At 47.0% G+C, this 10,674-nt stretch carries 10 protein-coding genes; 2 read left to right on the top strand and 8 right to left on the bottom strand.

Annotation, left to right across the window (positions count from 1 at the left end):
* Positions 1-169, bottom strand: a 169-nt coding sequence (locus J3U76_RS01395) for a helix-turn-helix domain-containing protein (protein WP_424022290.1), incomplete at its 3' end; no start/stop codon positions are given.
* A 297-nt stretch (positions 170-466) separates the two neighbouring features.
* Here J3U76_RS01395 and J3U76_RS01390 point away from each other — a divergent pair.
* The gene (locus J3U76_RS01390; RefSeq protein ID WP_208003876.1) at positions 467-1,852 is read left to right on the top strand and encodes a PhoH family protein; all 1,386 of its coding nucleotides are present in this window, start codon (positions 467-469) and stop codon (positions 1,850-1,852) included.
* A 57-nt stretch (positions 1,853-1,909) separates the two neighbouring features.
* Here the strand turns inward: J3U76_RS01390 and thiQ are convergent, their stop codons facing one another.
* Genes thiQ through thiB form a run of 3 tightly spaced genes read right to left on the bottom strand, consistent with a single transcriptional unit; the run spans position 1,910 to position 5,173 of the window.
* Positions 1,910-2,605: a thiamine ABC transporter ATP-binding protein gene (thiQ, locus tag J3U76_RS01385; protein ID WP_208003875.1), complete on the bottom strand. Its 696-nt coding sequence runs from the start codon at positions 2,603-2,605 to the stop codon at positions 1,910-1,912.
* Positions 2,589-4,190, bottom strand: coding sequence for a thiamine/thiamine pyrophosphate ABC transporter permease (gene thiP / locus J3U76_RS01380; RefSeq protein ID WP_208003874.1), 1,602 nt, complete (start codon positions 4,188-4,190; stop codon positions 2,589-2,591). The genes thiQ and thiP overlap by 17 nt, the downstream gene beginning before the upstream one ends.
* The gene (gene thiB, locus J3U76_RS01375) at positions 4,190-5,173 is read right to left on the bottom strand and encodes a thiamine ABC transporter substrate binding subunit (protein WP_208003873.1); all 984 of its coding nucleotides are present in this window, start codon (positions 5,171-5,173) and stop codon (positions 4,190-4,192) included. The genes thiP and thiB overlap by 1 nt, the downstream gene beginning before the upstream one ends.
* Before the next feature lie 182 nt (positions 5,174-5,355).
* Here thiB and J3U76_RS01370 point away from each other — a divergent pair, with 182 nt between their 5' ends.
* Complete coding sequence (locus J3U76_RS01370; RefSeq protein ID WP_208003872.1) at positions 5,356-5,646, top strand: PilZ domain-containing protein; 291 nt, start codon at positions 5,356-5,358, stop codon at positions 5,644-5,646.
* Positions 5,647-5,721: 75 nt separating this feature from the next.
* Here the strand turns inward: J3U76_RS01370 and leuD are convergent, their stop codons facing one another.
* The 4 genes from leuD to leuA are packed head-to-tail and all read right to left on the bottom strand — an operon-like array spanning position 5,722 to position 10,400.
* A complete protein-coding gene (leuD, locus tag J3U76_RS01365) occupies positions 5,722-6,321 on the bottom strand; it encodes a 3-isopropylmalate dehydratase small subunit (protein ID WP_208003871.1) in 600 nt (199 codons plus the stop codon).
* Between the two features lie 10 nt (positions 6,322-6,331).
* On the bottom strand, positions 6,332-7,729 hold the full coding sequence (gene leuC, locus J3U76_RS01360) for a 3-isopropylmalate dehydratase large subunit (RefSeq protein WP_208003870.1): 1,398 nt from the start codon (positions 7,727-7,729) through the stop codon (positions 6,332-6,334).
* A complete protein-coding gene (gene leuB / locus J3U76_RS01355) occupies positions 7,729-8,829 on the bottom strand; it encodes a 3-isopropylmalate dehydrogenase (protein ID WP_208003869.1) in 1,101 nt (366 codons plus the stop codon). The genes leuC and leuB overlap by 1 nt, the downstream gene beginning before the upstream one ends.
* A gap of 2 nt (positions 8,830-8,831) precedes the next feature.
* Positions 8,832-10,400: a 2-isopropylmalate synthase gene (gene leuA, locus J3U76_RS01350; RefSeq protein WP_208003868.1), complete on the bottom strand. Its 1,569-nt coding sequence runs from the start codon at positions 10,398-10,400 to the stop codon at positions 8,832-8,834.
* Positions 10,401-10,674 lie beyond the last annotated feature (274 nt).

The raw sequence follows: 10,674 nt of genomic DNA, 5'->3' as shown, positions 1-10,674 counted from the left end.
ACGAAGGTCTTCCTGGGCGTGGTTTTTCTTGTAACCCGGACAAGCCCTCGTTCAAGTAGGCGCTTACCCACTTGTTGACACTGGTTCTACTGACTTTCAAAAATTGCGCAATTTGAGTGCGAGACTTTCCATCTTGAAAATGCGCCAGTGCCAGTAAACGCATCTTCATTTGTATAGACTTTTGCTTACGAGCAAGCGCTGTGAAGTCCGTATTTTTGAAGTCATCCATAGAATAATCATCAAGTAAGGCAGGGTGGGAACAATTAGACCATATCTTTACTTAGATTGGTATAACTGACCGCTTTCAGCTCAAACAATGAGGTGAGGCACATAAATCATTAATTATTGTTGTAGAAAACTTGCCGAAATCAAGAAAGCGGCATAGCGTTAGGGTGTCATCAAGGCGTCATTATAGCCATGTTCAATGGGTATAATTATAAAGGCGTAGGCCTAAGGGAGCATATTTATGGATGATCATACCCGTAAGCGCTTTATTTTGGACACTAACGTGCTATTGCACGAGCCTCTCTCTATTTATTCTTTTAATGAGCACAACGTTGTTATCCCTATGACAGTGCTTGAAGAGCTCGATCGTATTAAAGACCGTCAGAAAGATGTGAGTCGCGATGCTCGTCAAGCCATTAGAATGTTAGAAAGCATTTTTCATGATGCTACGCCAGAGCAAATTGTGGCGGGGGTCTCGCTTGGCATGCAAGGCCAAGGCGATGATGCAACAGGCAGTATTGCCATTATAGCCGATAAGCAATTGCCGCAAGGTTATGAGGTGTTTACTGATGATGAGGCTGATAACCGCATTATTAATACTGCGCTTTATTTGCAGCACAATACACAGTCAGGCATAGCAGTATTAGTTACTAAAGATATCAATATGCGGCTAAAGGCCAAAGGAGCAGGGCTAGAGCATGTTGAGGACTACCGCTCAGATCAACTCATAGACGACATTAACTTATTATCTAAAGGCTTCTACCACCAAGAGGACAGCTTCTGGGAGCGAGTAGGGGAGTGTGAAAGTGAAACCCATGGCCGAGAAGTGATCCACACAGTGGCCGACGAGTTAATACCCGGAGCACATATCAATCAGTATTTGCTGGATGACACTGGTGACTTTGCTGGGCGGGTGTTAGAGAAAATGCCCAATAAACTGCGCTTTGTTGATTTAGGCCGAGAGCGGATGATGGGGCGCAAGGCTTGGGGCATTCAGCCAAAAAATATTTATCAAGCTATGGCGCTCGATGCCTTGCTGGACACTAATATTGATTTGGTCATTTTAACTGGCCCAGCCGGCAGTGGTAAAACCTTACTGGCTATGGCTTGTGCATTAGAAATGACCATTGAGCGAGGGATTTATGACAAGGTTATTGTGACCCGTAATACGCCAGAAATTGCCGAAAGTATCGGCTTTTTACCGGGGACAGAAGAAGAGAAGATGGCACCTTGGCTTGCTGCCATAACCGACACCTTAGAGGTGTTGCATAAGCAAGATGAATGTATGGATAGCTCCCTTAGCTATATTATGGATAAGGGAAATGTGCAGTTTAAGTCGGTTAACTTTATGCGTGGTCGCAGTATCCAAAATACCTTTGTATTACTCGACGAATGCCAGAACTTAACGGCTTCACAATTAAAAACTATTATCACGCGCTGCGGTGAGGGCACTAAGCTGGTCTGCTCGGGTAACTTGGCGCAAATTGACTCTAATTATTTAACGCCCGTTACTTCAGGGCTCACGTATATTGTTGAGCGCTTTAAAGACTTTGAAGGCAGTGCCAATGTTTATTTAAATGGCGTGATGCGTAGTCGTCTGGCTTCGTTTGCCGAAGAAAATCTCTAATGTATCGCAAGTAAAATCAGAAGGGTGAGCTAGGGCTTGCTCTTCTTTTTTTTGTGCTTATTTCCCTAAGTAAGCGGCTAACTCTGGTGTCGAGGGGTTCTCTAATAGCGCAGTAGAGCCTTGCTCTAAAATGGCACCGTTATAAATAAAAACGATATTGTCAGCGACTCGGGCCGCTTCTTCTGGGTGATGGGTAACGAATAAAACAGTCAGCTGTAGCTGATCGGTTTGGCTGCGTAATAAGTCTAATAGCTCTAAACGTAACGCCGGGTCGAGCGCTGAAAAAGGCTCGTCGAGTAGTAAAATAGGCAGGCCACGGGCCAAGCAACGAGCTAGCCCCACTCTTTGCTGCTGCCCTCCCGACAAGCTGGAGGGGTTACGTGCTAATAGTTCACTAATGCCGAGCTGCTTTGCTACTTGCACAATTAATGTCTTTTGCTCTGAACTCAGGCGTAAAGATGGGGATAAGCCGATGGCGATATTGTTATAAACTGACAAATGCCAGAATAAATTATTATCTTGAAATAAAGTCGTGATCGGCCTTTGGGCAGGCGATAGCGGCAATAAAGAGTGTTCATTATGCTGTAAGCTGCCCGAGTCTATTTGGGAGAAACCACCTATCATGGCCAGCAGGCTGGATTTACCAGCACCGCTGGGGCCAATTAAAGCGGTAATTTCCCCAGCGTTAGCCGATAAGGTAAAGCACAAGGCTTGCTCAGGGTAATGAGCGCTTAGCTTAGTGAGTTGTAGCATCTTTGCCCCCTAATACACCTTCAATAACACCGAATAGTCCTAAGCTCAGTAGCAATAATACTAAGGCAGTGGCGGCGGCCTCTACCATTTGATAGCTTCCTAATTGCTGATATAACAGCCAAGGCAGGGTTTGTAGTGACTGGCTACCAAAAAGAGCAATGGCACTTAAATCGCCCAATGACAGCATCATAGCTAGCGCAAAGGTCAGTGCGAGTGGTTTTCGTAATAAAGGCCACTCTATGTGTTTAATGCGCTGCCAACCTTGAATATTCAAGCTAATACATAACCTATTATACTGCAGGCTCACTTGCTCCATGGGGAGCTGTAAGGTGCGTAAGCCATAAGGGAGAGCCATTAGCGCATTGACCAGCAAAACCAATATTGGGCCCAGTGTAAACACGTCGGCAATATTACGTAATAAAATAAATAACCCAGTGGAGAGTACGACGGCGGGTAAGACTAAAATGGCCGAGCCGGTTGCTTCCATCAGATTAGCCAGCCTTTTACGTTTGAGCTGTAAACGTAAATAGCGACTGCTGCTTAATAAGCCTGTTGTAATAACGACTGATAGAATGGCGGCGCTTGTGGCAATGATGAGAGAGGTGAGTGTTGCTCGCCATAAGGTGCTGGAGGCCAAAGCTGTCCAGAGTGCGGGGTTAATACCATTACTGATAATGGCGAGCAAGGGTGGCAGAAAAATACCCAAGCAAATACTGAGGACTAGTGCATCCCAAGCGCGCACGCGTATTATTGTGCGATCGGGGCGTAGTGTTGCGCTCTGGTATTCACCATGCTTTGGAGCCGGCTGAGTGAAGCGATACTGCAACAGGAGAAAGCCACTGCAAAACACCAGCTGCAATAGCGCCAGCATACCGGCAAAGGGTAAATCAAAGTCAAAGCGTAACGCCTGATAAATCGCTACCTCTAGGGTAGTGGATTTAGGCCCGCCACCTAACGCCATTACAGTAGCAAAACTGGTAAAGCACAGCATAAAAATCATACTGGCTAATGCCGGCAGGGCACGGCGAATACTGGGCCATTCTAAGCGGATAAAAAGTTGCCAACTGCTAAAGCCTAACTGGCTGGCCATTCGCCAATGGCTGGCAGGAATAGACTCAATATTTTGCAATAAAATTCGGGCAGCTAAGGGCATATTAAAGAAGATATGTGCCAATAAAATACCAGTGAGGCCATAGAGGTAGCCTACAGAGTCAAACCCTAGCGCTTGCAGTAGCTGATTTACCCAGCCTTGGCGGCCGTGTACTGTGACTATACCAAAGACTACCAAGATCACCGGCAGCACTAACGATAAGCCAAATAAGCGTAATAGTAAGCTGCGACCGATAAAGTATCGGCGTGATAGCGTTTGAGCCAGCGGAATAGCCAGTAACAAACTGAGTGCAGTAGAAAGCAGTGCCTGATAAAAGCTAAACCAGATAATATGGTGCAAATAACTGTCGTGCAGCAGGCGAGACCAGCCTTGCTGATTACTTTGCACTAACAGCGCGATAATGGGGGCGACGGTGAGTAAGAGGATGCCCAGCAAGCTGATACTGCCGGGCAACCACCAATATTGGCGTTTCATTAGCGTGTTATGGCGCTAAGCCATTGTCTTAACCAGCCGCTGCGTTGCTTGGCTACTTGTTCGCCACTAAAGCTTAGTGCTTGTGTGGGGGTTACTAAGTCAGCAAAGCTGTTGGGCAAGGGCGTCTCTATTACGGGATACATCCAGTTTCCCGTGGGGATCTGCTCTTGAAAGCTTGGGCTTAGCATAAACTGCATAAACTGATCGGCAAGCTCGGGTTGCTGACTGGTATTAAGCTTGGCCGCCACTTCGACTTGTAGATAATGGCCTTCTGAAAAAGCCGCGGCTTGGTATTGGTGTTCTTGTTCGGCTTCAATATGATAAGCCGGTGAGCTGGTATAAGAGAGCACCAAATCGGCTTCGCCTTTAAGAAACATACCATAAGACTCGCTCCAGCCTTTGGTCACCGCCACGGTGCGTTTAGCCAAGTTTTGCCATACTTGTGGCGCTTGATCGCCATATAACTTTTGTACCCACAGCATTAATCCTTGCCCAGGAGTGCTGGTACGGGGGTCTTGATACAGTAAGCTTAGTTCAGGGCGTTCAAGTAACTCGTTAAAGCTTTGTGGTGGCTGTTCGAGCTTATCGGCATTATAGATAAAAGCGAAATAGCCATAGTCATAGGGAACAAAGTAGGCATCATCCCAGCCACCCGGCATAGTCAACTCAGGTAAGGACTGCTGATGTTTGGCCAATAACCCTGTGTCTTTAGCTGCGTGTAGCAGATTGTTATCTAGGCCCAAAATAAGGTCGGCTTTGGTACGCTTACCTTCTAATTTCAGCCTATTTAAAATAGACACACCGTCATCTAAGGCCACTAATTTTAGCTCGCAGCCACATTTATTCTCAAAAGCTTGTTTAATTGCCGGACCTGGCCCCCAATCAGAGGCAAATGAGCTATATGTATAAACAGTGAGGGTCGGTGTTGCAGCTATGGCTTGGCTGGTGAAGAGTAAAGACAGAGCAATAAAAAGTTTGTTCAATGGACACTCCTTATTAATAAAAATAGAGCCGAGAGCGTCACTGTAATATCGGATTTTACCGAGTCGGTGACACGAGTCTGTTCTCAGCGGTTGACCGCACCTCGTTTGCACTGTGCTATTGTAGGTTTATTCTGCAGGCTAAACTAGTGCCATATTATTTAAGACTGATAAGGAAGGTAACTATGCTTACGGCGAATCATGATCAGCGTTCTTTTCAGCGTATGGCGCTGGACACCAAAATTATTTTAGCGAACGCTCAAGAAAGAGTGGAAGGTATTTGTCGCAATATTAGTGCTACAGGGGCACTGGTTGAAGTGACAAGTGGGCAATGTCAATTAGATGAAGAGTGGCAGTTAGTGATGCCATCTGCCGATAATAATGTTGAACCGCTTAAAGCCATTGCCAAGGTGTTGCGAGTTGACGCGGGCAGTACAACGGATGTGATTGCACTGAGTTTAAGTGCGGTGCGTTAATCGGCCGTCACTGAGTATAAAAAAGCCGACCATCATGCTCGGCTTTTTATCAATATGACAGCTTAGGCCAGATACTTACAGCCAGCTAGGTTGTTGGGCTTCAAAGCTATCGATTTGCTCTTGATGCTGTAGCGTTAGGCCTATGCTATCTAGGCCATTGAGCAAGCAGTAACGACGGAACTCATCAATTTCAAACGAGAAATTAAGGTCGCCCGCGCGCACTTGTTGAGCTTCTAAATCTACCGTAACTTCGGCATTGGGATTAGCTGTTACATAGGCAAAGAGCGCATCCACTTCGGTATCTGCTAATTTAACAGGCACCATGCCGTTATTAATCGCATTGCCATAAAAAATATCGGCAAAGCTTGGGGCGATCACGGCTTGTAAACCAAAGTCAGCCAGTGCCCAAGGTGCGTGCTCACGGCTTGAACCACAACCAAAGTTTTCGCGTGCCAATAAAATCACCGCTTTATCAAAAGGGGCTTTATTGAGCACAAACTCAGGGTTAGGTTGTTCGCCAGCGTCGTCTAAAAAGCGCGAGTCATGAAACAAGTGCTTACCAAAACCTGAGCGCGTTACTTTTTGCAGAAACTGCTTAGGAATAATCTGATCGGTATCCACATTCGCCTCATCTAACGGGGCGGCAATACCGGTTAATTGCTTAAATCCGCTCATGTTCTGTCCCTTATAAATCACGAATATCGACGAAGTGTCCAAATACAGCGGCAGCTGCCGCCATGGCAGGGCTCACTAAATGAGTACGACCACCGCGGCCTTGGCGGCCTTCAAAGTTACGGTTACTGGTTGCGGCACAGCGCTCACCCGGTAACAAACGGTCGTTATTCATGGCCAAACACATAGAGCAACCGGGCAAGCGCCACTCAAAACCGGCTTCGAGGAAGATCTTATCTAACCCTTCTGCTTCGGCCTGAGCTCTCACTTGTTGTGAGCCGGGTACCACTAATGCTTGTACGCCTTCAGCCACAGTGCGGCCTTTAGCGATGTCAGCTGCAGCACGTAAGTCTTCAATACGGCTGTTAGTGCACGAACCAATAAATACCTTATCGATATTCACATCAGTCAGCTTGGTGCCGCCGGCTAATGCCATGTAATTGAGTGAGCGCTCAGCGGTGTGGCGTTCAATCGCATCTGTCATGGCTTCAGGTTTAGGAATGGTGCCATTAACAGCCATTACTTGGCCGGGATTCGTGCCCCACGTTACTTGTGGGGCAATATCGGCTCCCTCTAGCTCTACCACTGCATCAAACTGGGCATCGGCATCGGATTTTAGGGCTTTCCAGTACGCAACTGCTTGTTCCCATTCTTCACCGCTGGGTACAAAAGGCTTGCCTTCTAGATAATCAAAAGTGGTTTGATCCGGGGCAATTAAGCCCGCTTTTGCTCCTAATTCTATGGCCATATTACAAATGGTCATACGTGATTCCATGGATAGCGCCTCAATGACGCTGCCGCAGAACTCCACCACATGACCCGTGCCACCGGCATGGGTCACTTTGCCAATAATGGCCAATACCACGTCTTTGGCACTTATGCCGGGGTTAAGCTTGCCATTTACCTGAATTTTCATGGTTTTCGCCCGACCCTGTTTGAGGGTCTGGGTGGCCATCACATGCTCAACTTCTGAGGTACCAATACCAAACGCCAAGGCGCCGAAAGCACCGTGAGTGGCGGTGTGAGAATCACCACACACAATAGTGGTACCCGGCAGGGTTAAGCCTAGCTCTGGACCAATAACATGCACAATGCCTTGGTACTTATGGTGCAAGTCATACAAAGGTACGCCAAATTCTGCACAGTTTTTAGCCAGCGTTTCCATTTGAATGCGGGCCATTTCACCGGAGGCGGCAATATCATTGGTTTCGGTGGAGACGTTGTGATCCATGGTTGCCCAGGTGCGGTCGGGGCGGCGCAGTTTACGGCCCTTTTCACGTAAACCGTCAAAGGCTTGGGGTGAGGTCACTTCGTGTACTAAATGGCGATCGATATAAAGCAGCGGTGTTTCGCCGGCTTCATTACGAACCAAGTGCGCGTCGAATACTTTTTCATAAAGGGTCTTAGCCATTAGCTTGCTCTCCTGATGCGGTTAGCGATGTGTTCACCCATTTGAACTGTGGTTTGTACGGGGTGTTTAGCATCGGCTTTATATAAATCACCACTGAAGTAGCCTTCAGATAAGGTCTCGCTAATTGCACGTTCAATGGCAAGGGCTGCGGCTTCTTCTTTAAAGCTGTAGCGCAACATTAACGCGGCAGACAGTATTTGTGCCACTGGGTTAGCAATACCTTTACCGGCAATATCTGGAGCTGAACCACCAGCAGGCTCATATAAACCAAAACCTTGGTCATTTAAGCTTACCGATGGCAAGAGCCCCATAGAGCCGGTGAGCATGGCCATTTCATCAGAAATAATATCGCCAAACAGGTTAGAGCACAGCATCACATCAAACTGCGATGGGTCTTTAATCAGCTGCATAGTAGCGTTATCAATATAAATGTGGTTTAAGGTGACATCTGGGTAGTCTTTAGCAACCTCGTTTACCACTTCACGCCATAAGATAGAGGCTTGCAGTACGTTGGCCTTATCTACCGAGGTGACAATACCTCGACGGCCTTGAGCGGCTTCAAACCCTAAGCGTGCGATGCGCTCAATTTCATAGCGGTGATACACTTCAGTATCAAAGGCTTTTTCTTGCGCGCCTTCGCCTTCGCGACCTTTAGGTTGACCGAAGTAGATACCACCGGTGAGCTCGCGCATACAGACGATGTCGAAGCCGCGGGCACTAATGTCGGCACGCAACGGAGAGAAGTCTTCTAAGCCTTCATAAATACGTGCTGGGCGCATATTACAAAACAACTTAAAGTGACCGCGCAAGGGCAGTAGGGCGCCGCGCTCGGGTTGATCATTGGGTGCCAGATGCTCCCACTTAGGGCCACCCACAGAGCCAAATAAAACCGCATCAGCTGCTTCACAACCGGCCAAGGTCGCGGCAGGCAATGGGCTGCCGTGGTTATCGATGGCCACGCCACCCACATCAAAGTGGCTTAACTCAAGGGTAAAACCAAATTCCGATTGCACTTTATCTAGTACCTTGAGGGCTTCTGCCATCACTTCTGGGCCTATGCCGTCACCGGGCAAGACCGCGACCTTGTAATTTGCACTCATACTCACACTGTCTCCATACGAATTTTCTTTTGAATTGCTTCTTTTTTCTTTTCTGCGACTTGTTCGGCACGATAAATACTATTAATAACATGCACTAAGGCTTGTGCTGAGGATTCTACAATATCGGTCGCTAAGCCCATGCCGTGAAAGTTACGCTCTTTATAAGTGGCCACAATATCCACTTGGCCTAGCGCATCTTTGCCTTCGCCTTTACTTTGTAGCTCATATTTATCAACGCTAATGTCGTAGCCGGTTACGCGGTTAATACATTGGTAAACGGCATCTACAGGGCCATTACCTACAGCGGCTTCATTAATAATTTCACCGCCTACTTCCATGCGTACGCTGGCGGTCGCCATTACGTTGCTGCCAGATTGTACGCTGACGTATTTTAATTTGAACTGTTCGGGCTCTTCATGAATTTGACTAAAAAACACCAAGGCTTCTAAATCATAATCAAATACTTGGCCTTTACGATCCGCCAAAGCTAAGAAGCTTTCATACAAGGTATCAAGCTTGTAATCTTGCTCGCTATACCCCAGCTCGCTCATACGGTGCTTGATCACATGACGGCCAGAGCGCGACGTTAAGTTCAGCTCATTTTTCTGCAAGCCAATGCTTTCTGGGGTCATAATCTCGTAGGTGTTTTTGCTTTTTAACACGCCGTCTTGATGAATACCTGACGAGTGTGAAAAGGCATTCGCGCCCACAATGGCCTTATTAGGCTGCACTGGCATATTACATAAGTTGCGCACTAATTGACTGGTACGATAAATTTCTTGGTGTTTAATATTGGTGTTAAGACCTAACAACTCATGGCGAGTTTGCAAGATCATGGCCACTTCTTCTAACGAACAGTTACCAGCTCGCTCACCAATGCCGTTAATCGTACATTCAATTTGGCGAGCCCCTTGCTCAAGTGCGGCAATGGAGTTGGCAACCGACATGCCTAAATCGTCGTGGCAATGTACGGAAATAACCGCTTGATCAATATTGGGTACTCGATTAAATAGCGCCGCTATAATGCGAGAGAATTCGCTAGGCACAGTATAACCCACAGTGTCAGGAATGTTGACCGTAGTGGCACCGGCTTTAATCACGGCTTCAACCATGCGGCATAAGTTATCTATGGGGGTACGACCGGCATCTTCGCAAGAAAATTCCACATCATCGGTATAACGGCGTGCATGTTTAACGGCATTCACGCCCATCTCTAATACCGAGCCAAACTCTTTGCGCAACTTGCTTTGCACATGAATATCGGAGGTTGATATAAAGGTATGAATACGGAATTGATCCGCCACCTTAAGCGCTTCACCGGCAGCATCGATATCGGACTCTAAGGCACGAGATAAGGCACATACTCGGCTGTCTTTAATATGACGGGCTATGGTTTGCACCGACTCAAAGTCACCGGGTGATGAGATAGGGAAGCCAACTTCCATTACATCGACCCCCAAACGTTCTAGCGCATAAGCAATTTGTAGTTTTTCTTTAACTGTTAAGCTTGCAGAAAGCGCCTGCTCGCCATCTCGCAAAGTGGTATCGAAAATGATGACCTGGTTCGACATATCGCTTTCCCCTTAATTGGCTGCACCCTGCAACGCACATAAAAAACCCGTGCGGCTGGCACGGGTTTTTATAAAAGTATGTGGATGATGAATTCCAGCTACGCTCGACCCGTGCGCGTTAGCACCTGAGAGTTTAATAGTAGTAGTCGCTGAATTGAATTAGACATAACGCTCATCATCAAGTTGTAAATCATTAATAATGCCATATGAATAGCGGTAAATTGTGACGCTGTCAACAAATTAGGTCAAATTTTAAAACAGGGTGCTTCTCATA

The organism is Oceanisphaera pacifica (assembly GCF_017498065.1).
Taxonomy (GTDB): Bacteria; Pseudomonadota; Gammaproteobacteria; order Enterobacterales; family Aeromonadaceae; genus Oceanimonas; species Oceanimonas pacifica.
This window is presented reverse-complemented; position numbering and strand designations above follow the sequence as displayed.

What these genes read in the sequence shown, in the direction of transcription:
- leuA (WP_208003868.1), bottom strand. Translation starts at nt 10,400, where the DNA reads ATGTCGAACCAGGTCATCATTTTCGATACCACTTTGCGAGATGGCGAG.
- J3U76_RS01370 (WP_208003872.1), top strand. Translation starts at nt 5,356, where the DNA reads ATGCTTACGGCGAATCATGATCAGCGTTCTTTTCAGCGTATGGCGCTG.
- leuC (WP_208003870.1), bottom strand. Translation starts at nt 7,729, where the DNA reads ATGGCTAAGACCCTTTATGAAAAAGTATTCGACGCGCACTTGGTTCGT.
- thiP (WP_208003874.1), bottom strand. Translation starts at nt 4,190, where the DNA reads ATGAAACGCCAATATTGGTGGTTGCCCGGCAGTATCAGCTTGCTGGGC.
- leuB (WP_208003869.1), bottom strand. Translation starts at nt 8,829, where the DNA reads ATGAGTGCAAATTACAAGGTCGCGGTCTTGCCCGGTGACGGCATAGGC.
- J3U76_RS01390 (WP_208003876.1), top strand. Translation starts at nt 467, where the DNA reads ATGGATGATCATACCCGTAAGCGCTTTATTTTGGACACTAACGTGCTA.
- leuD (WP_208003871.1), bottom strand. Translation starts at nt 6,321, where the DNA reads ATGAGCGGATTTAAGCAATTAACCGGTATTGCCGCCCCGTTAGATGAG.
- thiQ (WP_208003875.1), bottom strand. Translation starts at nt 2,605, where the DNA reads ATGCTACAACTCACTAAGCTAAGCGCTCATTACCCTGAGCAAGCCTTG.